The sequence below is a fragment of the Nitrospira sp. ND1 genome (assembly GCF_900170025.1).
Classification (GTDB): Bacteria; Nitrospirota; Nitrospiria; order Nitrospirales; family Nitrospiraceae; genus Nitrospira_A.
Genome location: NZ_FWEX01000005.1, coordinates 823,576 through 846,647, shown reverse-complemented (window position 1 = coordinate 846,647; position 23,072 = coordinate 823,576). Strand labels below are relative to the sequence as shown.

21 protein-coding genes and 1 tRNA gene are annotated in these 23,072 nt (G+C 59.0%); 18 read left to right on the top strand and 4 right to left on the bottom strand.

Features of this window, described 5'->3' with window-relative positions; translation table 11 throughout:
- Window positions 1–7: 7 nt before the first annotated feature.
- The 3 genes from NSND_RS04115 to NSND_RS04105 form a co-directional block, all read right to left on the bottom strand.
- Window positions 8–496, bottom strand: coding sequence for a bifunctional nuclease family protein (locus NSND_RS04115; protein WP_080877742.1), 489 nt, complete (start codon window positions 494–496; stop codon window positions 8–10).
- 2 nt (window positions 497–498) lie between these two features.
- Entirely contained in the window at window positions 499–954 is a 456-nt protein-coding gene (locus tag NSND_RS04110; protein ID WP_143833384.1) for a bifunctional nuclease family protein, read from the bottom strand.
- Window positions 955–1,180: 226 nt separating this feature from the next.
- A complete protein-coding gene (locus NSND_RS04105) occupies window positions 1,181–1,462 on the bottom strand; it encodes a Fe(2+)-trafficking protein (RefSeq protein WP_013249277.1) in 282 nt (93 codons plus the stop codon).
- A gap of 179 nt (window positions 1,463–1,641) precedes the next feature.
- Between NSND_RS04105 and NSND_RS04100 the strand changes: the two genes are divergently transcribed.
- From NSND_RS04100 to NSND_RS04090, 3 genes are all read left to right on the top strand, one after another.
- Window positions 1,642–1,728, top strand: a tRNA-Leu gene (locus NSND_RS04100).
- 263 nt (window positions 1,729–1,991) lie between these two features.
- A complete protein-coding gene (locus NSND_RS04095; RefSeq protein ID WP_080877741.1) occupies window positions 1,992–2,774 on the top strand; it encodes a hypothetical protein in 783 nt (260 codons plus the stop codon).
- 148 nt (window positions 2,775–2,922) lie between these two features.
- Complete coding sequence (locus NSND_RS04090; RefSeq protein ID WP_080877740.1) at window positions 2,923–3,183, top strand: sulfurtransferase TusA family protein; 261 nt, start codon at window positions 2,923–2,925, stop codon at window positions 3,181–3,183.
- Here the strand turns inward: NSND_RS04090 and NSND_RS04085 are convergent, their stop codons facing one another.
- The gene (locus NSND_RS04085; protein WP_080877739.1) at window positions 3,184–3,936 is read right to left on the bottom strand and encodes a 16S rRNA (cytidine(1402)-2'-O)-methyltransferase; all 753 of its coding nucleotides are present in this window, start codon (window positions 3,934–3,936) and stop codon (window positions 3,184–3,186) included.
- 64 nt (window positions 3,937–4,000) lie between these two features.
- Here NSND_RS04085 and NSND_RS04080 point away from each other — a divergent pair, with 64 nt between their 5' ends.
- From NSND_RS04080 to NSND_RS04010, 15 genes are all read left to right on the top strand, one after another.
- The gene (locus NSND_RS04080) at window positions 4,001–4,807 is read left to right on the top strand and encodes a cytochrome C assembly family protein (protein ID WP_013249273.1); all 807 of its coding nucleotides are present in this window, start codon (window positions 4,001–4,003) and stop codon (window positions 4,805–4,807) included.
- A 1-nt stretch (window position 4,808) separates the two neighbouring features.
- Window positions 4,809–6,215: a glutamyl-tRNA reductase gene (gene hemA, locus NSND_RS04075; RefSeq protein WP_080877738.1), complete on the top strand. Its 1,407-nt coding sequence runs from the start codon at window positions 4,809–4,811 to the stop codon at window positions 6,213–6,215.
- Window positions 6,216–6,300: 85 nt separating this feature from the next.
- Entirely contained in the window at window positions 6,301–7,233 is a 933-nt protein-coding gene (gene hemC / locus NSND_RS04070) for a hydroxymethylbilane synthase (RefSeq protein ID WP_080877737.1), read from the top strand.
- Window positions 7,234–7,238: 5 nt separating this feature from the next.
- Window positions 7,239–8,804: a uroporphyrinogen-III C-methyltransferase gene (cobA, locus tag NSND_RS04065; RefSeq protein WP_080877736.1), complete on the top strand. Its 1,566-nt coding sequence runs from the start codon at window positions 7,239–7,241 to the stop codon at window positions 8,802–8,804.
- 51 nt (window positions 8,805–8,855) lie between these two features.
- Window positions 8,856–9,248, top strand: a complete 393-nt coding sequence (locus tag NSND_RS04060) for a CBS domain-containing protein (protein WP_013249269.1) — start codon at window positions 8,856–8,858, stop codon at window positions 9,246–9,248.
- Window positions 9,249–9,255: 7 nt separating this feature from the next.
- Window positions 9,256–10,239, top strand: coding sequence for a porphobilinogen synthase (gene hemB / locus NSND_RS04055; RefSeq protein WP_080877735.1), 984 nt, complete (start codon window positions 9,256–9,258; stop codon window positions 10,237–10,239).
- On the top strand, window positions 10,236–11,201 hold the full coding sequence (locus tag NSND_RS04050; RefSeq protein WP_080877734.1) for a bifunctional riboflavin kinase/FAD synthetase: 966 nt from the start codon (window positions 10,236–10,238) through the stop codon (window positions 11,199–11,201). Before hemB ends, NSND_RS04050 begins: the two co-directional genes overlap by 4 nt.
- A 3-nt stretch (window positions 11,202–11,204) precedes the next feature.
- Entirely contained in the window at window positions 11,205–12,689 is a 1,485-nt protein-coding gene (gene tilS, locus NSND_RS04045) for a tRNA lysidine(34) synthetase TilS (RefSeq protein ID WP_080877733.1), read from the top strand.
- Window positions 12,690–12,691: 2 nt separating this feature from the next.
- Entirely contained in the window at window positions 12,692–13,243 is a 552-nt protein-coding gene (gene hpt / locus NSND_RS04040; protein WP_013249265.1) for a hypoxanthine phosphoribosyltransferase, read from the top strand.
- Between the two features lie 88 nt (window positions 13,244–13,331).
- Window positions 13,332–15,146 (top strand): ATP-dependent zinc metalloprotease FtsH, encoded by a 1,815-nt coding sequence (ftsH, locus tag NSND_RS04035; protein ID WP_080877732.1) that lies wholly within the window; start codon window positions 13,332–13,334, stop codon window positions 15,144–15,146.
- Window positions 15,147–15,344: 198 nt separating this feature from the next.
- Window positions 15,345–16,235 (top strand): dihydropteroate synthase, encoded by an 891-nt coding sequence (folP, locus tag NSND_RS04030; protein ID WP_080877731.1) that lies wholly within the window; start codon window positions 15,345–15,347, stop codon window positions 16,233–16,235.
- Window positions 16,228–17,577 carry a phosphoglucosamine mutase gene (glmM, locus tag NSND_RS04025; RefSeq protein WP_080877730.1) on the top strand — a complete coding sequence of 450 codons (1,350 nt, stop codon included), beginning with the start codon at window positions 16,228–16,230 and terminating at the stop codon, window positions 17,575–17,577. Before folP ends, glmM begins: the two co-directional genes overlap by 8 nt.
- A 26-nt stretch (window positions 17,578–17,603) precedes the next feature.
- The gene (locus NSND_RS04020) at window positions 17,604–20,135 is read left to right on the top strand and encodes a DNA internalization-related competence protein ComEC/Rec2 (RefSeq protein ID WP_080877729.1); all 2,532 of its coding nucleotides are present in this window, start codon (window positions 17,604–17,606) and stop codon (window positions 20,133–20,135) included.
- A 426-nt stretch (window positions 20,136–20,561) separates the two neighbouring features.
- The gene (locus tag NSND_RS04015; RefSeq protein WP_143833383.1) at window positions 20,562–21,743 is read left to right on the top strand and encodes a glycosyltransferase family 4 protein; all 1,182 of its coding nucleotides are present in this window, start codon (window positions 20,562–20,564) and stop codon (window positions 21,741–21,743) included.
- Between the two features lie 195 nt (window positions 21,744–21,938).
- The gene (locus NSND_RS04010) at window positions 21,939–23,000 is read left to right on the top strand and encodes a DegT/DnrJ/EryC1/StrS family aminotransferase (protein ID WP_159450628.1); all 1,062 of its coding nucleotides are present in this window, start codon (window positions 21,939–21,941) and stop codon (window positions 22,998–23,000) included.
- Window positions 23,001–23,072 lie beyond the last annotated feature (72 nt).

Sequence of the window (23,072 nt, the reverse complement as noted above, 5' to 3'; positions counted from 1 at the left end):
TCAGGCCTCACGCCTGTTGGGGTTCGATATTCTTAGTGTCGAGTTTATTGATCCACGCATCCAGGTGAACGGCCGTGCGCCGGTTGAGCACATCTTGCGTGGCATAGATCGGGCAGTCCGCGCGAAGTGCGAGGGCGATCGCGTCGCTTGGTCTGGCATCCAGGGTACGATGCACGCCCTTCGACGCAAAGGCCACGCTGGCGTAATAGGTACTGCCTTTCACATCCGTAATCACAACCCGTTCAATCCGCACGCCAAGATGATCCGCAAAGCTCCGAATGAGGTCGTGGCTCATAGGGCGGGGAGTCACCACCCGCTCCATGGCGAGACGAATTGCGTTACCTTCCGCAGATCCAACCCAGATAGGCAGCGTGACCGTCGCGTCATCATTTTTCAGCACGACGATGCGGGTATCGGTGTTGCCGTCGTCCAGCACCTGCTTGACGGTCAAAGCGACGAGCTCCGAGGGCTCATGCTGCTGATTCGCCGAGTCCATGGCTAGGTGTCCAGTTTTCCGAAATCTTCCGGCTTCAAATTTTCAAGCCACTGTTCAAGTTCTTCGGAAGACTGTTTCTTAATAACCTTCTCGCTGGCAAAAATCGGCGCGCTGGTCCGAAGCGCCAGCGCGATGGCGTCGCTGGGGCGAGAATCGACCGTATATTCCGAGTCTTCGTACATCAGGTGAATCGTGGCGAAATAGGTGTTCTCGTTCAAATCTGTAATCACCACGCTGATAATCTTCGCATCGAACGTTTCCAGGAACGACTTCATTAAGTCGTGGGTCATGGGACGCGGTGCGGTGACACTCTCCAGCGCAAGGCCGATGGCACTGGCTTCTGATTTTCCGACCCAGATCGGGAGCATGTCCGAATTCTCTTCGTCCCGCAACACCACTATATAGGCGTTGTTGTAGGGGTCGAAGATCAGACCCTTTACCCGCATTTGTGTAATCACGGCGGGAGTATCCTTCCCGATGTCGGCCAAAAACCTCAACAATAGGGCACTCTAGCACTTCCGAAATCAGAGTGTCAATGAATTCGATCGGGCACCGGTTGAAGAGAACGCCGACGGGTCACCACTGTGAGGCCTCAAGGTTCGACTGGACCTCAACTGTGTGACGAGCAGGCGCCGATCATAAACGGTTCTGCCTGATACCACAGTCAGATTGGAAGTCGTAACCTTAAGAACCGGCTGGACGAAAGTTTTGATCCAGTTTGGACGTGTCGGTTTGTTCTCCCAGTTTGAGGAACGCCTTCATTTGCTTTTTAACGAGTTCGCGGCCGCTCTCGTCGCCGAGATTGACTTGATACTCGTTGATCACCATGACCCGCATCCCTTCCCATTTTTTCCAGCAGGGCTTGCAAACCTTGGCCTTGATTTCGGCTTCGAGTTTTCCGAGGAACAGCATATCCGTAATCGCTTCGCCTGCTTGTCCGCAGGTGACACATTGCACATCTGCCATGGTTGCCTCCGTAAGTCTGCCTGATCTTCACTTGTCCTTCGCGCGGCATTCTAGCATTCGCCTGCAGCAGAAAAAAGAGTGTGCCGTGCCAATTGACGCCTACTCGGGTTCATGTTAAAAATGCGTCCTTTCAAAGAGCCGAGTGGCAAGCCAAGGAATTGACGTCGCATGACACACGTGCCCGGATGGCGGAACTGGCAGACGCGCCGGACTCAAAATCCGGTTCTCGCAAGAGAGTGGGAGTTCGACCCTCCCTCTGGGCACCATCATTTCGACACCCCTTCCATGGTCTCGACAACCAGTGCGCTCATGCAGACATTGCCGTCCGGTGTTGATGCGATGCGAATAAATAGACGATGCTTTTCGACACAACACTATATAGTGGATGTCGTGGCCGAAAACATCTTGACATGATGTGGGTGTTAGCCTATAGTTCGCCCGAATTTGCTTGGAACTACTATGGCCTGTTCAGTTTATCGCCGTTCATCATTACTCTCTTATCAATTCCAACTCACTAAGGAGGCAGCACATGCGTAACGTGTTGGCACTTGGAGCTGCGGTGCTTTTCATCAGCTCCGTTGGTGTTGCAGGCGCTCAAGAGCGTTTGCCACAGTCCTCGTCGGGATCAGGTTTCGGTGTTGGCACCGGAGTCGGAGACGTCTCGGGTAACTCCGGACGGACCGCAGCATTTGACCGGACCGCATTCATGGACCGGCTTGCTCAGGCAGAAACCGTGTTTGGTCGTGTCCTCGCCGTTGATGTTCCTGGCCAAAAATTGCACCTGGAAACAGGTGGAAGCTCGCACGACGAAGGTCGTGCTGGTACGGGCGCGATGTCCTCGTTGACGCTCTATATTGACGGGCAAACCAACATGGACCAGATAAGAGTGTTGAACGCCGGTGACGATATCTCCGTCCAGGTCGTAGAATCCCCAAATGTGAGAGCGGATCAGGGGGTCTACGGAACCGGACGCAAGCTCGTCCGTGAGGTGTATTTGTTCCGCGGTAACGAGAAATTGGCTGGTTTTGGCGGCCTGGGACAGCGTCCGAACCCTGCGACCGAGCGTGGACTTGAGACGAACTCGGGTACTGTGGTCGGCGGGCCGGTCGGTGGTGTGTTTCCTGGAACGGTGACCGGCGGTGTGGTCACGACAACTGTCGGTGAATTTACCGGACAGGCACCCTGCTGGAACTGCGAACCACAGCCGGGATGGGGCTACCAGACTGTCGCTCCGGAAACCAAAGTGCAGAACAAGTCTGACTACGGGACTGATGGTGCCAAGCCGAACTTGCAGAAGGGTTTGAGCAACTAAGACTTACGCCACGACTGTGGCAGGTTTTGAGCGGGGTGCTTCGGAAGAGGCACCCCGCTTTTCTTTTGTTCGCACGATTTCATGCTCGCCCGTTGCAACGCAACGGTTCGGTTGGTACCATCTGTCATCACCTCAATTGAGGATTGCCATGTCTGAAGTGCCGTCTAACATACATGTACCCGATGAAGAGCTGGATCTTCGCGGTGTCATCTGCCCCTACAATTTCGTAAAGACGAAACTCAAGCTTGAGAGCATGGCTCCTGGGCAACTGCTGTTAGTTCATCTCGACGATGGTGATCCGATTCGAAATGTGCCCCGCAGTGTGAGCGACGACGGGCATGATGTGGTGTCGCAGGAACGTGCCGATCAGTCCTACCGGGTTGTGATCCGTAAGCGCTTCGACGAGTAGTTATCGCGACTGCTTCACGCTGTTCTTCCTCCTCAATCTGGCGCCTTCTACCACTAGAGCGACGTGTGACGCGTTTTCGGGGCTCGGCTTGTTCGAGAGCAGTTGCTGAACTCGTCCTCGTATGATCTGCTCCGTACTCCGAGTCATGTCGATGGCCATCACGACTTTCCGATTGCCTAGCGTCCGTCGTAGCAGAGTGAGAAATTGTCGGAGGCTCTGTGCCGGTGGGAAGAAAATCATCGTGCGTGGCTCGGATTGTAATAATTGAAGACGGCCCGTGAGTGCTTTAGTGCCACCGGTCCAACGCCCGTCAAAGACGAAGGCATTGCCGTCCATTCCGGCGAGGGCTGTTGCCGCCACCACAGCGGAAGTTCCCGGGATGACCTTGACGGGAATCTGCGCCCTCGATGCGGCTGTGATGAGCAATCGACCCGGATCATAGACAACCGGCATTCCGCAATCCGACACCAGCGCCACTCGACATCCCTGTCGCAAGCGTTCCAACAATAGTGGAACTTTGTCGGCGGCATTGTTCCGATCATAGGTCGTGATCGTGGTGTGGATTCCGTGGTGGGCCAGGAGGGCGTGCGTGGCCTGCGGATTTTTAGCGGCAATGAGATCAACCTGCCGAAGAGTCGCGAGACCTCGGACCGTCAGATCGTCAGGATGTCCGATCGGCACGCCGACGATGAATAACGTTCCTGCCGGGGGGGCAGATTGCGCGCGCTTTCCTTGACTCCGTTCTCGTCCCATCGATATAATTTCCAGTTACCGGAAAAAGTGGCTTTGCGCTGAAATGTTGCGAGGATAGAGCACAATGTCTTCGGTGTTTTTCATGCTCACGATGGGCCTGTATTTCGTGAGCACGGTTTGCTATCTGGCCTATCTGCTCCGGCGGGCGGAAACCCTGTCGAAGGTGTCCCTCGGAATCACGGCTGTCGGGTTTGCCACCCACACGGTGGCCTTGGTCGCCCGGATGACGGACACGGCCCAGGCGCAGCTACCGACATTTCACGAAGCCCTGTCGTTTTTCTCCTGGATGCTGATTCTCGTGTTTCTCGCCGTCGAATTTCGCCGCCAGTTGCATGTCCTTGGTTCCTTCATCGTACCACTGGCGCTCGTGTCGTTGGTCACCGCCGCGGCGTTCCGCTCCGACGAGGCGTCCAGTCTTCAGCCGGTCTTCAAAACGTTGTGGGTTCACGTCACCCTCAGCATGTTGGGCACGGTCGGCTTTGCCGTCGCATTCGTCGCCGGGGTGATGTATCTCATTCAGGATGGTCTTCTCAAGTCGAAGCGCTTCAACGTGCTCTACGCAAAACTGCCCGCGCTGGATTATCTCGATCACTTGAATCAGCAGTCAATTGTGATGGGGTTTCCGCTCCTGACGCTCGGGATCATCAGCGGCGCCTTCTCGGCGGAGATCGTCCGTGGCACCTATGTGAACTGGAACCCGGAACAGACGTGGGCCATGGTGACCTGGGGCTTCTACTTTGCCGTCCTGGTCGGACGTTTGACCATCGGATGGCGGGCCAAACGAGCCGCGTATCTGACGATCATCGGGTTCGCCGGCGTGATTCTGACCCTGATCGGTGTGGTGTTGAAAAGTCACGGGTCGGTGTCCTGACATGCATGTCATCGTTGTTGGGCTCAGCCATAAAACTGCCCCGGTCGAGATTCGCGAGAAACTCGCCGTGCCTGAAAGCCGGCTCAGGGAAGCCCTCAGTCGTCTCTGTTCTTATCCCGGTGTGCGCGAAGGGCTGTTACTTTCGACGTGCAACCGGGTGGAAGTCTACGCGGTCGTCGAAGAGTTGGAAACTGGGTATGGTCGCGTGCAGGAATTTCTGGCCGACACCCATCTCTCCCTTTCCTCCGAACATCTGACGCCTCACCTCTATTGGCATGCCGGCGATCGCGCCATCGGTCATCTGTTCCGTGTGGCCTCCAGCCTCGATTCGATGATTGTCGGTGAATCTCAGATCCTCGGACAAATCAAGGATGCGTTCGAAGTCGCGTTGACGCATAAAGCCTCCGGCCTGTTGCTGAATAAGATCGTCAAGAAGGCTATTTCGGTGGCCAAACGCGTGCGCACCGAAACCAAGATTGCCGAGACGGCTGTGTCGGTCAGCTATGCGGCGGTGGAGTTGGCCAAGAAGATCTTTTCAAACCTGACCGAGAAGACCGTGTTGCTGATCGGGGCCGGGGAAATGGCCAAGCTGGCGGCGCGGCATCTGATCGCCAACGGCGTGCGCCAGGTGCGCATTACCACCCGTAATTTCCAGCATGGGTTGGAATTGGCTCAACGGTTCAACGGTACGGCCGTGCCGTTCGAGGACTACAAGACGGAACTGGCTGGGGCCGACATCGTGCTGGTGTCCACTGGGGCCTCGCATTACCTGGTGACGGCCGACGATGTGCAGCGCGCAATGAGACAGCGGATGAGTCGTCCCATGTTCTTGATCGATATTTCCGTGCCGCGCAATATCGACCCGGCTGTCCGGCCCATCGATGATGCGTTCCTGTTCGATATCGACGACCTGCACATGCGAGTGGAGCAAAACCGAGAAGACCGTCTGCGGGAAGCGGCGAAGGCCGAGCAAATGGTCGTTGAAGAAGTCGCGGTGCTTGGGCAGTGGCTGCAGTCACTGGAGGTGACGCCGACGATCGTGGCACTTCGCAGCCGGACCGAAGAACTCAAACGGCGGGAAGTCGATAAGATTCTGGCGCGGTTGGCGCATCTGTCGTCCGAGGATCGAGCCGCGGTGGAAGCCTTGGCGTCCGCCATCGTCAATAAGATGGTTCATGGCACAATGGTGACGTTGAAAGCTGAGGCCAAGTCCTCGAGCGGCGCGGCGTATGTCGATGCGGCTCGCCGGTTTTTCAATCTGGAAGAGACACCCGCTGTGTATCCGCCCGGACAAGCCGACGTCTCGGAGCTTCGGGGCGAGAACATCGCCGGGAACGGAGTTGGTCGCCTGCCCGAGGCGTCGCTGGTCCAGCACACGAGCAAGGAGCAAGGCCGGCGGGTGAGCTAACACCGCCGCTGAGAAATTTCATGGTCAGATTCGTTTCCACATGTGATCGGGTATCCGTGGCCGCTCGAGCGAGTGACGGTCACTCATGAGTCGTTCAACACTTATCCTTGGTACGCGCGGCAGCAAGCTGGCCGTGCATCAAAGCCAGTGGGTGCAGGCCCGTCTCCAGGAACTCGCGCCTGGCCTGACCATCTCGCTGCAGCGCATCCAAACATCGGGCGATAAGATCCTCGACGTTCCGCTGGCAAAAATCGGCGGCAAAGGACTGTTTGTAAAGGAAATCGAAGACGCGCTGTTGAGCAAAGAGATCGACCTGGCCGTGCACAGCATGAAAGACGTGCCGACGGCTCTGCCGGAGGGGTTGGACATTCTGTGCGTGCCGCCGCGAGAAGATCCGCGGGATGCGTTGATTACGCGCGACGGTTGTCGGCTGGACCAATTGAAGCCCGGTGCCAGAATCGGCACCAGCAGTCTGCGCCGGCAAGCCCAGTTGCTGCATTACCGCCCTGATTTCACCATCGAGATGTTGCGCGGCAATCTGGATACACGCCTGAGGAAACTCCGTGAGGGGCAATTCGACGCGATTGTCTTGGCCGCGGCAGGATTGCGGCGGCTCGCCTGGGATGCGGAAATTACCGAATATCTTCCCGTGCATCTTAGTTTGCCGGCTATTGCGCAAGGTGCCCTCGGCATCGAAGCCCGCAGCGACGACACCTTTGTGCGCGAACTGTTGAGCCGGTTTGAGCATCGGCCCACCCGGATCACCGTCACGGCAGAACGTGCGCTGTTGCATCGCCTCGAAGGCGGATGCCAAGTGCCGATCGCGGCGCATGCCGAGCTTGACGGAGATCGTCTTACCGTCGATGGCCTGGTAGCCAGCGTCGACGGCCGTCGGGTGATCCGTCATCAAATCCAGGGTCCGGCGAGTGAAGCCCAGGCTCTGGGGACGAAGCTTGCGGAGCGTTTGTTGGCCGATGGGGGTGATGTGATCCTCAAGGAGATTTACGGGCAGGCCTGAGTGGTATGACGACGCGAGCAGGAACAGTATATTTGGTCGGGGCCGGTCCCGGAGATCCTAAGTTGCTCACGATACGCGGCAAGGAATGTCTGGAGCAGGCCGATGTGGTGCTGTACGACTATCTCGCAAATGAAGCGCTCTTGCAGCATGTGTCTCCAACGGCTGAACGTCTGTACGTCGGCCGGCGCGGGCGCGGCCAGTATCGCGATCAGGCGGAGATCAATCGGTTGCTGATCGATCACGCTCAAGCGGGGAAGCGCGTGGTCCGCTTGAAAGGCGGCGATCCGTTCGTCTTTGGTCGGGGCGGGGAAGAGGCGGAAGCCGTTGCCGCTGCCGGGCTGGAATTTGAAGTTGTTCCTGGTGTGACGGCCGCCGTCGCGGCGCCGGCGTACGCGGGTATTCCGGTGACCCATCGCACGATGGCGTCTACCGTGACCTTCGTCACCGGACACGAAGACCCCACGAAAGATCGAAGTGGGGTCGAATGGCGGCGCCTGGCGACCGTACACGGCACGCTGGTGTTTCTCATGGGCATGACCAACCTTCCGAAAATCGTTCAATGCCTTCGAGCCGAAGGTAAAGAGGGCACCACACCCGTCGCCCTCATCCGGTGGGGGACGCGAGCCTCGCAACGAACCGTGGTGGGGAGCCTGGACGATATTGTGGAGAAGGCGGCGGCCGCTCATATGGAACCGCCCACGGTCATCGTGGTCGGCGAGGTGGTGCGTCTTCGGGAGCAACTCAATTGGTTCGAGCGCCGGCCTCTGTTCGGAAAACGGATTCTAGTGACGAGGCCGAAGCCTCAAGCGGTGGAGTTTTCCGATTTGATCGCGGCCCAAGGTGGAGAACCGGTGGAATGTCCGACCATCGAGATCGTGCCCCCCGAGGACTGGGCTCCGCTGGATCGTGCTCTGGCTCGTCTGTCGACCTACAATTGGTTGATCTTCACCAGTGTGAACGGGGTCGCCCCATTCATGACCAGACTGTTGGAGACGCAACGTGACGTTCGTGCATTGTCCGGCCTCACCATTTGTTGCATCGGGCCGCGCACCGCTGAGGCTCTGGCCGCCTATGGCTTGCGTGCCGACGTGATTCCGGAACAGTTTCAAGCCGAGGGAATCCTGGAGGTGTTGGCCGCCCGGCAGATGCGCGGGGCTCGCGTGTTGATTCCGCGTGCATTGGTGGCCCGGGAGCTGCTTCCGGATCAGCTACGTACCCAGGGGGCGGACGTGGATGTGGTGCCGGTGTATCGCACGATCAGGCCTGCAGTCGCGACGGATCGCCTCATGGAGCAGCTTCGTACCGGAGGGATCGACGTGATTTCCTTCACGAGTTCCTCGACGGTGAGGAACTTCGTCGAGTTGTTTCCGACGAAGGACGAGTTGTTGAGGTCGGTCGGGAAAGCGACCGTAGCCTGCATCGGACCTATTACCGCGGCGACCGCCCGCGAGGCGGGTCTCACCGTTCAGGTGATGGCCGGACAGAACACCGTTCCAGCGCTCGCCGACGCTATCGTGGATTTTGTTGTGAATCCGATTGATGGCCGAACCGCTTCAGCGGTGATCCATTGACCGGATGGCAGTGATCGTGAAGATGTTTCTTACCAAGAGGGGAGGATTCTGATGGTTCCAGTCAAGTCATTCATGGTTCCGAAAGACAAGTTCATCACGGTTGAACGTGACATGGATGTGCGCTCTGCAGGGCGGGTCATGCGCGATCGCAACATCGGCAGTCTGTTCGTCACGAACGGAAAAGATGTCATCGGCATTCTGACAGACACGGACATGGTACGGCGGGTGGTCGCCACCGGGGCCGACATGACCAAGACGACCGTTGAGCAGATCATGTCCGCCCCCCTCGTGACGATCGAAGAACATAAGACGCTGCTGGACGCGAACGACTTGATGGCGCAAACCCATCTTCGCCACCTCGGCGTGACGAAGGACGGGCAGCTGGTCGGCATGATTTCGGTGCGCGATCTGGTGGTGTTCCTGACCAACTTGCCGAGGAAGTGAGCGGACCATGGCATTTCCGATTCAGCGCCTGCGTCGTCTGCGGGAGACGGAGCCGCTTCGGCGGATGGTTCGAGAAACGAGCCTGACGCCGAACGATTTCATCTATCCCGTGTTCGTCACCGAAGGGCAGGGACGTCGTGAACCGATCGTCTCGATGCCGGGACAATCGCGATTGTCGATCGATCTGCTGGTCAAGGAAGCGCACGAGGTCAAGGCCTTGGGTATTCCGGCCATGATCCTCTTCGGGATTCCCGATCGAAAGGACGAGCGCGGCAGTTCCGGGTTCGACCCCGAGGGAATCGTGCAACGCGCCATTCGTGCAGTGAAGGCGCAGGTGCCGGATCTGGTGCTGATCACCGATGTCTGCATCGATGAGTACACGAGTCACGGCCATTGCGGCATCGTGCGGGACGGCAAAATTCTCAACGACGAGACGCTGGATTGTCTGAGGACCATGGCGAAGACCCATGCGCAGGCGGGGGCCGACATGGTCGCGCCGTCCGACATGATGGACGGCCGCGTGGCCGCGATTCGCGATGAGTTGGATTGCGCCGGATTTGTCGATATACCCATCATGGCCTATGCGGCCAAGTTCGCGTCCTGTTTTTACGCACCGTTTCGTGATGCCGCCAATTCCAGTCCGCAATTCGGCGATCGCCAGTCCTATCAGATGGATCCGGCGAACAAGCGGGAAGCCTTGCGGGAGATTGACCTGGATATCGAGGAGGGGGCCGACATCATCATGGTGAAGCCCGCCATGCCGTATTTGGACATCATCAGCGCCGCGCGCGAACGGACGCTTCTGCCGATTGCCGCCTACCAGGTGAGCGGGGAATACAGCATGATCAAAGCGGCGGCACAAGCCGGCTGGTTGGATGAGCGCCGCGCGATGCTGGAGTCGCTGCTCTCGATCAAGCGAGCGGGCGCCGAGATCATCTTGACCTATTTTGCCAAAGAGGCCGCCAGGCTTCTCCAGTCACGGCCCGCATGAAGATTTCCCGCGGTCTCACCCCGTCCACGTCCAGACCCTATTCGGTTGTGACCATCGGAAATTTTGACGGTCACCATCATGGTCACCGGGCTCTCCTCGACCGGGTGGTGGCGACAGCCCGTCGCGAGGCCGGGACGGCGCTCGTCCTGACATTCGATCCCCATCCCGTCAAGATCCTGGCCCCGCAGGTCAATCTCATGTTTCTGACGACACCGGAAGAGAAGTTGGCCCGGTTCGAGGCCGCCGGTATCGATGAGGTCGTCTTTCTTGAATTCACGACGGCCTTTGCCGCGCTGAGCCCGGCTCAGTTTGCGAAGCAGGTCTTGTGCGACGGGATCGGTACGCGGGAGTTGTATGTCGGGGAACATTTTGCCTTCGGAAAGGGCCGTGCCGGACGCATTGCGGATCTGCTCGAGCTCGGCGCCCAGCTCGGGTTTCGCGTTCATCCGATGGCGCCTGTGACCATCGACGGCGAGGTCGTGAGCTCCACGCGTATTCGTCAGCTGATCCAGGCGGGGGAGCTGCAGAAGGCCGTTCGCCTGCTGGGACGTCCCTACAGCATCGAAGGGACCGTGATTTCAGGCGCCCATCGCGGAACGGAACTCGGTTGGCCGACGGCGAATCTCCGCCTCCCTGAGGGGCGTGTCATTCCGCCGGATGGCGTGTATGCGGCACAGGTCTCCTGGAAGGGGAGTGGCTTGAATGCGGTGGTCTACATCGGGACCAGGCCGACCTTCGGCGCCGGCGAGCGACTCCTGGAAGTCTCGATCCTCGATGAGCGACTCGAATTGTATGGAGAAGTGATTCGAGTAGACCTGCTCGGTTTCATTCGTGAGGATCGCGTCTTTGCCTCAGCGGAAGCCCTGACCCGGCAAATTGCGTTGGATGTGGATGCGGCCCGTGCACAGTTGCGCGATGCAGGGATCACCGCGTCGCTCTCGGCCCTCCAGCCCCGGTCATGAGCCATGACAGGTTCCCAGTCAGATCTCCATCACCCGCTTCATAAGCAGGTCGCCCGGGCTATTCGTGCGCGGAGGCTCCTGCAACCGGGGCAGAAGGTCCTTGTGGCCGTGTCCGGGGGGCCAGACTCGGTTGCACTGCTCTCCATTCTGCACCAGCTCGCACCGGCCTGGAATTTTTCGCTGACCGTCGTCCATTGCAACTACGGGTTGCGGGGCGCCGAATCCGACGGGGATGCCTCGTTTGTCGCGGCACTCTGCCGTCGCCTCGAACTTCCGTGTCATATCAGACGGCTCACGGTAGACCGCAGTGGAACAGGGGAGTCGAGCTCATTGCAGGCGCGAGCCCGGGAGTCTCGCTATCGGCTGTTTCGTGACGTGGTCGCCGAACTCGGCGCAGATCGTGTGGCGCTCGGGCATACGGCGGATGACCAGGCCGAAACCGTGCTCTTGCGGATGTTGCGCGGGGCCGGTTTGCGAGGATTGGCCGGCATGCCGCATATCCGGGAGAGCCTATTCGTTCGGCCGCTCCTCAGTCGTTCGCGCCAGGAGATCCTGGTCTATCTCCAGGCCGTGGGATTGTCCTATCGGACCGACTCCAGCAACGCCAAATCGATCTATCTTCGCAATCGTGTCCGGCACGAATTGCTCCCGGTGATGCAGTCGTTAGCCCCGGCTGCAGCCCGCATCCTGGCGCGCCAGGCTGATCTCCTACGGGACGATGATCGGCTGCTGGATGCGCTGGCCGCACACCGTCTCGAGCGGACCATTCGGAGCCGCGATTCGGCTACGATCGTGCTCGATCGTACAGTGTTGCTCAAACAGCCGCCGGCCCTACAGCGCCGGATTCTCCGTCAGGCGATCCAGGCGGTGGCGCCGTCAACCGGCGCGCCGCGAAGCGATGTCCTGCTGTCGATGTTGGCATCACTGGCCTCACATTCGGGAGGCATCTGGAACGCGGGTGCTGCGACGGTGGCCTGCGAACTGGATCAGGTGAGGTTGACGGCGGTCTCCCCAGTGCCTCCGGCGGGTGGGACAGTTCTTCAACCGATCCATACGGCTCCAGTCCCCGATGTTGTGACGATAGCCGCCCTCCCTTCGGCCGTTTCCTGGCCATTGACGGGAGCGGTGATTCGTCTGCGCGCGGTGACGCGCGAGCGGGGATTGGTCCTCCTGGAGAAGCCATCGTCTTCCGTGGCTCTGCTGGATGCCGACCGATTGTCGTGGCCGCTGACGATTCGCCCCTGGTGCCACGGGGATTGGTTTTTTCCGACCGGCATGGCAGGGCGACGAAAGAAATTGCAAGATTACTTCACAGATGCAAAACTGGGTCGGTCTATGCGAGAACGGATCCCACTGGTGTTGTCGGGTGAGGGCATTGCCTGGATCGTCGGGCAGCGGGTCGATGCCCGGTTTGCCGCCACCGGTTCGACCATCCGATTTGTCCTGGCCCGTGTCACGCAGCCTCTACGCCGGAAAGGAGTCTTCTAGGAATGGAACGCATTTTTGGTCGCCCCATTGTGACGCAAGAGCAGATGCGGACTCGCATCCGTGAACTCGGCCGGCAAATTGCGTCTGATTATGCCGGAAAAGATCTCGTGCTGGTCGGGGTGCTCAAGGGCGCATATGCCTTCTATGCCGATCTGGCGCGGGCCATCCGGATTCCGATGCGGGTGGAGTTTATCGTGGTGACCAGTTATGGCGCCGGCAAGAAAAGTTCCGGCAAGGTCAAGCTGGTGTCGGACCTGACGGAGCCCATTGCGGGCAAAGACGTGTTGCTGGTGGAGGATATCGTCGATTCCGGCCTGACGGTGCAATATCTCATGAAGACATTATCCCGTCGAAAGCCCCGATCGTTGAAGGTCTGCACGCTGCTGAGCAAGCCCGATCGTCGAACCGTCGAGGTGGATCTCGAGTACGTGGGATTCAAGATCCCGAATAAATTTGTGGTCGGGTACGGCCTCGACTATCGGCAGGAGTATCGCAACCTGCCGTACCTTGCGGCGCTCGATCAGGGGGATGAACAGGAGCAGGAGTCTGCATGAAAGGTTGTTCCCCCTGCGGAACGTATGGTAACATTCTGCAGGGTTAGCTAATTTTTCGGTCTGCCTAATATCCTCAAAGGAGAGGTGGATGAATTCACGTGTAAAGAATTTGCTGTTCTGGGTCGTAGTCGGCCTCTTCATGATTTTGCTGTTCAACCTGTTCAGCGTGCCGACTCACGCGCCGGAAGATGAAGTCATATTCAGCGATTTCATGGCCAAGCTCGACAAGGGCGAGGTCATGAAGGTGACGATCAAGGCCAACCACATCAGCGCAATTTTAAAGGACCAAAGCCGGATCCGGACCTACACGGCCGAGTATCCTGAATTGGTCAAGCACTTGCGTGAGAAGGATGTCCAGATCGAAGCCCGGCCCCCTGACGAGAGCCCCTGGTACATCACCTTCCTGGTGACGTGGGGACCCTTTATCCTTTTCCTCGGTCTCTGGTTCTTCCTCATGCGCCAGATGCAGATCGGGGGAAATAAAGCACTCTCGTTCGGAAAGAGTCGCGCGCGCATGCTGACCGAAGAGCGCAAAAAGGTGACGTTCTCCGATGTCGCCGGTATTGAAGAAGCGAAGGAAGAAGTCCTTGAGATCATTGAGTTCTTAAAGGATCCCAGAAAATTTCAAAAACTGGGCGGGCGCATTCCGAAAGGTGTCCTGATTGTCGGTCCTCCGGGAACTGGAAAGACGTTATTGGCGAAGGCCATTGCCGGCGAGGCAGGCGTTCCGTTCTTCAGTATCAGCGGATCGGACTTTGTGGAAATGTTTGTCGGAGTCGGTGCTTCCAGAGTCCGAGATCTCTTCGAGCAGGGGAAGAAACATGCTCCCTGCATCATCTTCATCGACGAAATCGATGCGGTCGGTCGTTTGCGTGGCGCCGGTCTCGGTGGCGGCCACGATGAACGCGAGCAGACGCTCAACCAGCTGCTGGTCGAGATGGATGGGTTCGACACGACGGAAGGCGTCATTCTGATTGCCGCCACGAACCGTCCTGACGTGCTTGATCCGGCGTTGCTGCGCCCGGGCCGTTTCGACCGCCAGGTCGTGGTCAACCGGCCGGACTTGCGAGGCCGCTCGGAGATTCTGAAAGTCCACACCAAGAAGGTGCCGCTGGCTGCCGACGTGGAATTGGAGAAGATTGCGCGGGGCACGCCCGGATTCTCCGGCGCCGACCTGGAAAATCTGGTCAACGAAGCGGCGCTGTGGGCGGCGCGCTGGAACAAGAAAGAAGTCGAGCTGATCGACTTCGAAATGGCGAAAGACAAGGTGCTGATGGGGGCCGAGCGCAAGAGCATGGTGCTCAGCGACGAAGAGAAGCGCACTACGGCCTATCATGAAGCCGGTCACGCACTGATGGCCAAGTTGCTGCCGGGGACGGATCCCGTTCACAAGGTCACGATCATCCCCCGTGGGCGGGCGCTCGGTGTGACGATGCAGCTTCCCACCGACGATCGCCATAATTACTCGAAGGATTTTCTGTACAACAATCTCGCGATTCTCATGGGCGGTCGTGTGGCTGAAGAATTGGTGCTACACGATGTGACGACCGGGGCAGGGAATGACTTGGAGCGGGCCACAGATCTCGCCAGAAAAATGGTGTGTGAATGGGGCATGAGTGAAAAGTTAGGACCTCTGACGTTCGGCAGGAAAGAAGAGGAAGTATTCCTCGGCCGTGAGATGGGGTCGAAGCGTGATTTCAGCGAACAGGTTGCGCTCGAAATCGATCACGAAGTCAGACGTCTGGTTACGGAAAATTATGAACGTGCGAAGCGCATTTTGACCGATAATATGACGAGCCTGAAGGCGCTTGCTGAGGCGTTGTTGGAAAAAGAAGTGCTGGACGCGTTGGAGATCGATCAGATCCTCATTCAAGGATCCTCGTCGCAGACGGTTCCCGCCTAAGCTCTGTATCGCTGTTGTCGCAGGGGCTTCATTCGTGTTGCCCCTGCGACGACGGCGCTTCCTATACAATTCGTGCCACGGGTCGGGAAGCCGCTCCTATACATGACCGCCGTCGGTTTGATTTCCCTCCCGCAGGTGCGTTATGTCGCAGACTGATGTCCTGTTCCTGATCCGGAAGAGAGAAGGACCTGCCTGATTGTGACCACGACCTCATCCTCAAGCCCTCTCCTCTTAACTGCTGGCTCTCGGACGTTCAGTTTTGAATCAGGTCCACTCCTCATGGGGGTGCTCAACGTCACCCCCGATTCATTTTCAGACGGCGGTGCCTATCTCACGGTCGAGCATGCCCTGCAGCACGCCAGACAGATGCAGGCCGAAGGTGCCGATATCATCGACATCGGCGCTGAGTCTTCAAGGCCAGGGGCTCAGCCGATCGACGAAACAGAGGAATTACGTCGCCTCCTTCCTGTCCTGGAAGCGGTCCATGACGCAGTGCCGCTTCCTATTTCCGTTGATACGACTAAAGCCGCGGTGGCCCGTCGAGCGATTCGTGCCGGTGCCACCATCGTGAATGACATTAGCGCATTGCGCGGTGACCCCTTGATGGGCTCGCTGGTGGCTGAAACCGGCGCGGCCGTGGTGTTGATGCACATGCAGGGGACTCCGCAATCTATGCAGCAGGCGCCACGGTACGGCCATGTTGTGGAAGAGGTGCTTGCATTCCTGCGCGAACGGGTGCAGGTCGCGATCGCTCACGGCATCAAGGGAAGTCAGATCGTCCTTGACCCCGGCTTCGGTTTTGGTAAGCTCCAAGAGCATAATCTTCAATTGCTCGCTGAGTTTGACGCCTTCACGAAGCTCGGTTATCCGGTTCTGGCAGGGGTCTCCCGTAAACAGTTTATCGGGAACCTGACTCAACAGCCGGTGCAGGAACGGGGGTACGGCACCGCCGGCGCGGTGGCAGTAGCCGTCCTTAAAGGGGCCCGGATCATTCGTGTCCACGACGTGCGATCGATGCGAGATACCGTATCCGTCGTGTCAGCCATTTCCTGTCACGCGCGTTCTCATGTAGGGGTATCCAATGCGTAAATTGTTCGGCACAGACGGTGTTCGCGGGGTGGCCAACCTCGAACCGATGACCAGTGAAATCGCCATGCAATTGGGGCGAGCGGCCGCCCATATTTTCATGCGGCGCGCAGGCCGACACCAGGTGGTCATCGGAAAGGACACGCGGTTGTCGGGATACATGTTGGAATCGGCGCTGACGTCCGGGATCTGTTCCATGGGAGTCGACGTACTTCTAGTCGGGCCTTTGCCCACTCCGGCGATTGCCTTCCTCACGCGAAGTCTGCGGGCGGACGCCGGAGTCGTGATCTCTGCGTCGCATAATCCTTATCAGGACAACGGGATCAAGTTTTTTTCCAACGAGGGATTCAAGCTGCCTGATGAGCTAGAGGCGCGCATCGAACAGCTGATCATTTCCGACGAGATCAAACATCTTCGCCCGACGGCGGACGCGATCGGAAAGGCCTATCGTATCGATGATGCCGAAGGCCGGTATATTGAATTCGTCAAACGCTCGCTTCCCAGAGATCTCGATTTTCAGGGGATCAAGCTGGTGGTGGACTGTGCCAACGGTGCCGCGTATAAGGTCGCTCCAGCCGTTTTCCGCGAACTCGGCGCAGAAATTGAAGTGATCGCAAATACTCCGGATGGAATGAACATCAATGACGGCTGCGGAGCCGTGCATCCGGAGCGCCTGCAGGAGGCCGTGCGTCGGCATGGCGCCCATATCGGTATTGCGCTGGACGGGGACGCCGACCGGGCCATTTTTGTCTGTGAACAGGGAAAAATCATCGATGGCGACCATGTCATGGCCGCGCTGGGACTCGATTCGCACGCGCAGGGCCAACTTGCCCGCGCGACCGTGGTGGGAACCGTCATGAGTAATTTCGGGCTGGAAATTGCCATGAAGAAGGCCGGAATCCAGCTGATGCGCACGCCCGTGGGGGACCGGTATCTCATGGAGCGGATGCTGGCCGACGGATACAACTTCGGAGGAGAACAATCCGGCCACTTTATTTTCCTGGACCACAACACCACGGGCGATGGCTTGATCTCGGCGTTGCAGATTCTCTCGCTGATGAAACGTACCGGGAAGCCGCTGTCTGAATTGGCGAAGGCGATGACTGCCGTCCCGCAGATTCTGTTGAACGTGAAAGTGAAGCATAAGCCGGATCTCAACCAAATCCCGGATATCCAGCAGGCCATTAAATCAGCCGAAGTGACCCTGAACGGGAGCGGCCGTGTGCTTGTGCGGTATTCCGGCACCGAATCGCTGCTCCGCATCATGGTCGAAGGCGAACGTGATTCCACCATCCGTGAGGTCGCCGATCATCTTGCGGAGATCGTGCGTGCCCGCATCGGATAGCATCGGGCCGATGCCGTAGGCGCCGGATGTTACCGACTCTTACGATCATCTTTGTGCTCGGCCTCGTTCTCGGTTCCTACCTCACGTATTTTCCACTCAGCATCGCGATCGTCCTGCTGGCTTGTACTGCCGGCTGCGTGTGGCTGGAGCGTCAGCATCGCCTCACGTCACAACAGAGCAACGTGCTCCTGGCCTGTCTGTTCGGCGGATGTCTGCATTGGACCCTGTGTGCATCGTTCACTCCGCACGTGCTGCTGCAGGATAGTGCCCGGGCGCTTCCTGTCCGGTTGACCGGAACGATTGTGGAGGCCGTTCGCCATGCGCCGGGCCGTCTCACGGCTATGGTGCAGGTGACGGGCAGCGACGACCCCCAGTTGCCGATACCGTTTCACTTGCGTCTTACGTGGCGAGATCCGGACCGCGATCTCCACCGCGGGTTGCAGATTCGTACTCGCATCCATGTCCATGCACCCTCGGGAACTCTGAATCCGAGAGGATTCGACTATGCGGCCTATCTGGATGCGTTGGGTGTCGATGCCGTCGGATCGGTCTCAGGAGCCGGCGTCATCGAGGTGCTTGATCCAGACCGGGAGGCGCCGCTTCACCTGTTCGCCTCCCTCATCGAAGAATGGCGCGGCCGGGTCAGAGCCGCCGCCGAGACGCTTCCCCAGCCCAGTCGGGGCCTGTTTCTCAGTCTGACCATCGGTGAACAGGGGTTTCTTGCACCGGAAGTCCGTGAATGGTTCATGACGACCGGGACGGTGCACATTCTCTCGATCTCCGGCTCGCATCTCGGTCTCATCGCCTTGCTCTCGTTCGCATTGGTCAGGAAGGCGTGTCTGTTGCTGCCGTCCATACTTCTGCTGAGCCTCTCGCGGTGGCTCACGGCGACGAGACTGGCCGCGTTGCTGACACTGGTTCCGGTGCTGGCCTATACGGTGCTGGCCGGTGCGGAGACCGCCACGATTCGTAGTGCCATCATGATTGCCGTTGCGCTCTGGACCGTATGGCTCGGCTCACCGCACTATCTCCTTCACGCACTCGCTGCCGCCGCCGGTCTGACGCTGTTGGTCCATCCTGCGGCGCTGTTCGATATTTCCTTTCAACTGTCTTACGTCTCGGTCTGGGCGCTGGCCCTGGCGCTGTCGCGCGAGACGCCTGTCGATGAATTGCCGCTTCCGAAGCAATCCCCTGCCGGACGGATGGTGTACTGGTTTCGCGAGTCGCTGCGACTGACGGCGTTGGTGACGCTTGCCACCGTGCCCCTGGTGGCCTGTTACTTCAATCAAGTGTCATGGATGGGTTTATTCGCGAATCTTCTCATGGTGCCCTTCGTCGGTTTCATCTTCTTGCCGACTAGTTTGTTGTCGGCCGTCTGGGTGATTGTGACGCACAGCAGCACGCTCCCTGGCGCTGCGTTCATCGATTCGTTGGGGCAAGGGCTGATTGCTTCGACACATGTGCTGGCCGGTTTGCCGGGCGCGGAATGGTTCGTGGCCGCACCGACGATTCCCATGATGCTGCTGTTCTATGTGCTGGGGTGGGCGCTGTTGGCGGGGTGGCCGGCCCATGCTGCGCCGCTGCTCAGAAGGTCCATGGCCTCGGGCCTTGCTTGTATCCTGCTCTGGTGGCTTTGGTCTCCACGTCCCTTCGGTGGTGAGGAGATGGTGCGCGTGACCTTCCTCGACGTGGGGCAGGGTGATAGTGCGGTCATTGAATTGCCCGATGGGACGGTCACGCTGATCGATGGAGGTGCGACCTATGAGCGGTTTGACATGGGGCGGAGTGTGGTGGCGCCTTTTCTGTGGAATCGAGGGATTCGACGCATCGATCATGTCATCGGGACACACCCGCAATTGGATCACGTCGGAGGGCTGGCCTGGATCCTGGCTCATTTTCAGGTAGAGAAATTCTGGACCAACGGGGCGGAGCGGCAGGAAGAATTCTGGCGCAGGATCGAGCGAGCGATGGTGCAGCGGAAGCTCGAAGCCACGGTGGCGACGGAAGGCCGATTGATTTCCGAAGGGCCTGCCTGCCGCATGGTGGTGCTCAATCCTCAGCCCAGGCCGGAGTCGTCGATCTCCGCAAAGAGCGAGTCGCTGAACAACCTGTCGGTCGTCACTGAATTGGTCTGTCGCGAGCAGCGTGTCTTGTTTACAGGAGATATTGAACGGGAAGCCTTGACCCGTCTCACCCATTCCGGGAATTCCGCTCACATTGCCCTCTTGAAGGTTCCGCATCATGGGGCAAAGAGTTCGCTGGAGCGGAGGTGGCTTGAAGCGATCAGGCCGGCCGTCGCTGTGGTGTCTGCCGGTCGAGGCAATCCCTATGGTCATCCGGCCGGAGAGGTCTTGGCGGCCTATCAGGCGGTCGAGACGCAGATCTGGAGGACGGACCGGGATGGCGCCATCTGGGCCGAACTCGATCTCACTCGACAGCAACTCTCCATGCACAGCACCAGAGAATGGATACTGCAACCCGCCCTGACCTCGGCGGACATATGGTCCGTGGAGCAGGACAATCTGCGCCGCTTATGGCGCCGTTGGAATTGGACGTAGCCCAGGCGTGTTTGCTGTCGGCCGTTCATGCTCTCCGTGCCGTCACTGAACATCTTCCCATCGCTCAACGATCTCCCTCCTGTGCAGATTTAGCCGTCTTGGATGGCAGCAGGCTGTCAATTTTGCCGACAGGCAGGATACCTATACCGCGTAAGTCGTCAATATTGTGTAAGAGCCCCCAGAGCATCGGCAGGGCATAGCACATGCAGACGTGCTGCACTGTCCGGTCATGCTGTCTATCACAGGCCACAGCAGGTCGAATGGCATCCGTATTCTTGAGTCGGATACCGGAAGCAGCAAAGACTCGACTCGATGGGCTGAAGCAGTCAGGCTATACAGCCAAAAGCATGGTCCGTGCGGTCCCCGGCCGGCGGTACATCAGACTGGGGGATTGATCCGGATGATTCTGGGAAAAAAAGCAAGACCATGACGAAGCGTCTCTTGTTTCTGGCTCCGGCGCCGCCCTCCGACCGGCAGGGTGGGGGAGCCTTGCGCATGTTGCACCTGTTGCGGTTCCTGGGGAGTCGCTTTCAGGTGGATCTGATTGCTCCGGCGCTCGACGGCGCGGAGGATGCGCAACGACTGTTGAAGGATGTCTGCGCGGAGACGATGTTTGTTCCGCAGCAAGGGCCCGGTTTCCTCGATCGAATCGGCCAGGTGAGTCCCTATGTCAAAGATCGGGCGTTGGCTGCCGTCGTCCGTGAACGCCTGGCGAGCGGCCAATACGGGGCAGTGCACTTAGAAAAGCCCGCGATGATTCCCTATCTCCCGCCCCATGTGTCGGTGCCGGTGGTGCTGGATGTCTGGTCCTACAGCTCGACGAGTCCGTTGCGGATACTCAGGGGCATAGGCGGAGCTACCGGTCGGTCGAGACAACTGGTCCGGTTCATCAAGGTGGGGATCTTCGACCGGTTCCGCTGGCCCATGGCACATTGTGTGACGGTCGTATCCGAAGAGGACCGAATCCGTTGCGAACGTGCCCATCCGGGCCAGCGGGTGCTGGTGGTTCCCAACGGCGTCGATTGCCGGACGATCCTGCCCAAGCCGGATCATGCCGCTACGTCGCCTCTGTTGCTGTTTACAGGTGATATGGGGGCGGAACCGAATGTCGAAGCCGCGCTCTTCCTGGCCACGGAAGTGTTTCCTGCGATTCGACGGGATTTTCCCAAGGCGGAATTGCGATTAGTCGGGAGGAACCCGGACCCCCGAGTGCGCCGCTTGGCAGGCTCCGGCATCGAGGTGACCGGCGCGGTTCCCGACATGCAACTTCATCTGCGAGCCGCGACGATGTATGTCGCGCCTCTTTGTACCGGCACCGGGTCCCGGACAAAAATGCTGGAGGCCATGGCGGCGGGCCTTCCGATCATCACCACGTCAGTCGGGATCGAAGGGATGAAGGTACAACCGGGGAGGGATGTGTTGGTGGCCGATCAGCCCGTCGACATGATTGAGTCGATCCACACCTTGCTGATGAGTCAGCCCGATCGCGAGCGGTTCGGCCATGCGGCGCGCCATATGGCGGAGATCTGGTATGACTGGAGCCGCTGTCTCTGGCCCCTGGAGCCGCTCTATCAGAATCTTCTCATTCCGAAGGCCGTGGCCTGTTGAGCGCTGCCACCGGGCGGCTGCGAATCACACCGGTGACAGCTCTACGATCTCGCTATAACCCCAGTTCGGCACGGCACGACAGGAATCTGTTGTGTTGTGCCGGAGCCTCCACGTAAAATTTCCTGCCGGCACGATTTCAGGCTCTGACTGCTCCCTGCTGGCCCGGCGCGACAAGCGGCTCCTGACGCGATGACGATGATTCCGCATTCAAAACCTTCCCTGGGACAAGACGACATTCGTGCGGCGACCGAGCTGCTCCGATCCGGTCTGATCGCCGGGGGACCCGTCGTCGGGCAATTCGAACGTGGTATGGCCGCGTATCTCGGGGTGCAGGGCGGGGTGGCGGTCAGCTCAGGCACGGTGGCCCTGGAGTTGGCATTGCGTGCCATGGGAGTCGGGCATGGCGACAATGTCATCCTGCCCAGTTATGTCTGTCCGGCGCCCTGGCTGGCGGTCCAGCGAGTCGGTGCACAAGCCAGGATCGTCGATATCGATCCGGTTACCTACAATCTGGATCCGCACAAAGTCCGCAAGGCCCGCACGTCACGCACTCGGGCGGTGATCGTGCCGCACCTGTTCGGGTTACCGGCTGATCTGACGATGTTGGAATCCCTCGGGATTCCACTGATCGAAGATTGTGCGCAGACCCTCGGTGCTATGGAACAGGGCCGCGCAGTCGGCAGCGTCGGTCTGCTCACGGTCTGCTCGTTCTACGCCACGAAACTGCTCTGCACCGGCGAGGGCGGCATGGTGCTGTCGAACGATGAGGCGTTGCTGGAGCGGGTGCGGGCACTTCGCGAGTACGATCAAGCGCCGTCACTCAATGCGGCGGCGTTCAACTGCAAGATGACGGATCTGCAAGCCGCGATCGGCGTCACGCAGCTCAACCAGCTGGGAGAATTTCTCGAGAAGCGAGCAGCGTTGGCCGCGGTCTATCGCGACAGCCTGCCTGCCGAACTCTTCACTCCGCCCTCGGTTCCGGCAGGACGAACCCATGTCTACTATCGATTTGTCGTGCGGTTGCAGAAAGGGCTGCAGTCGTCCGATGAGTTCACGGCCTATCTCTCGCGTATGGCGCATCGCGGTCTGCAGTGCCGCAAGCCCGTCTTCCGGCCCTTGCATCGGTATCTCGAGTTGGCTGATTTTCCTGCCAGTGACGAGGCCGATGATGTCGCCATTTCGCTGCCGATTTATCCATCGTTGAGTGACGATGATGTGAAGCTGGCATCGCAGATCCTGCAGGAAGAGCTCCGGTAACGCCGCCTTCGTATTGATCGCTCTCTCGACCGACCCGCGTGGTCCCGCACCGCGTATGGTTGGGCACCCTGA

Excerpts from the sequence above, each read along its gene's own strand:
- NSND_RS04010 (WP_159450628.1), top strand. The coding sequence starts at position 21,939 with ATGATTCCGCATTCAAAACCTTCCCTGGGACAAGACGACATTCGTGCG.
- NSND_RS04050 (WP_080877734.1), top strand. The coding sequence starts at position 10,236 with ATGAAGATTTCCCGCGGTCTCACCCCGTCCACGTCCAGACCCTATTCG.
- NSND_RS04090 (WP_080877740.1), top strand. The coding sequence starts at position 2,923 with ATGTCTGAAGTGCCGTCTAACATACATGTACCCGATGAAGAGCTGGAT.
- glmM (WP_080877730.1), top strand. The coding sequence starts at position 16,228 with ATGCGTAAATTGTTCGGCACAGACGGTGTTCGCGGGGTGGCCAACCTC.
- tilS (WP_080877733.1), top strand. The coding sequence starts at position 11,205 with ATGACAGGTTCCCAGTCAGATCTCCATCACCCGCTTCATAAGCAGGTC.
- NSND_RS04085 (WP_080877739.1), bottom strand. The coding sequence starts at position 3,936 with ATGGGACGAGAACGGAGTCAAGGAAAGCGCGCGCAATCTGCCCCCCCG.
- cobA (WP_080877736.1), top strand. The coding sequence starts at position 7,239 with ATGACGACGCGAGCAGGAACAGTATATTTGGTCGGGGCCGGTCCCGGA.
- hemA (WP_080877738.1), top strand. The coding sequence starts at position 4,809 with ATGCATGTCATCGTTGTTGGGCTCAGCCATAAAACTGCCCCGGTCGAG.
- NSND_RS04080 (WP_013249273.1), top strand. The coding sequence starts at position 4,001 with ATGTCTTCGGTGTTTTTCATGCTCACGATGGGCCTGTATTTCGTGAGC.
- NSND_RS04105 (WP_013249277.1), bottom strand. The coding sequence starts at position 1,462 with ATGGCAGATGTGCAATGTGTCACCTGCGGACAAGCAGGCGAAGCGATT.
- NSND_RS04015 (WP_143833383.1), top strand. The coding sequence starts at position 20,562 with ATGACGAAGCGTCTCTTGTTTCTGGCTCCGGCGCCGCCCTCCGACCGG.
- ftsH (WP_080877732.1), top strand. The coding sequence starts at position 13,332 with ATGAATTCACGTGTAAAGAATTTGCTGTTCTGGGTCGTAGTCGGCCTC.
- NSND_RS04020 (WP_080877729.1), top strand. The coding sequence starts at position 17,604 with ATGTTACCGACTCTTACGATCATCTTTGTGCTCGGCCTCGTTCTCGGT.
- NSND_RS04115 (WP_080877742.1), bottom strand. The coding sequence starts at position 496 with ATGGACTCGGCGAATCAGCAGCATGAGCCCTCGGAGCTCGTCGCTTTG.
- hemC (WP_080877737.1), top strand. The coding sequence starts at position 6,301 with ATGAGTCGTTCAACACTTATCCTTGGTACGCGCGGCAGCAAGCTGGCC.
- hemB (WP_080877735.1), top strand. The coding sequence starts at position 9,256 with ATGGCATTTCCGATTCAGCGCCTGCGTCGTCTGCGGGAGACGGAGCCG.
- NSND_RS04095 (WP_080877741.1), top strand. The coding sequence starts at position 1,992 with ATGCGTAACGTGTTGGCACTTGGAGCTGCGGTGCTTTTCATCAGCTCC.
- NSND_RS04060 (WP_013249269.1), top strand. The coding sequence starts at position 8,856 with ATGGTTCCAGTCAAGTCATTCATGGTTCCGAAAGACAAGTTCATCACG.
- hpt (WP_013249265.1), top strand. The coding sequence starts at position 12,692 with ATGGAACGCATTTTTGGTCGCCCCATTGTGACGCAAGAGCAGATGCGG.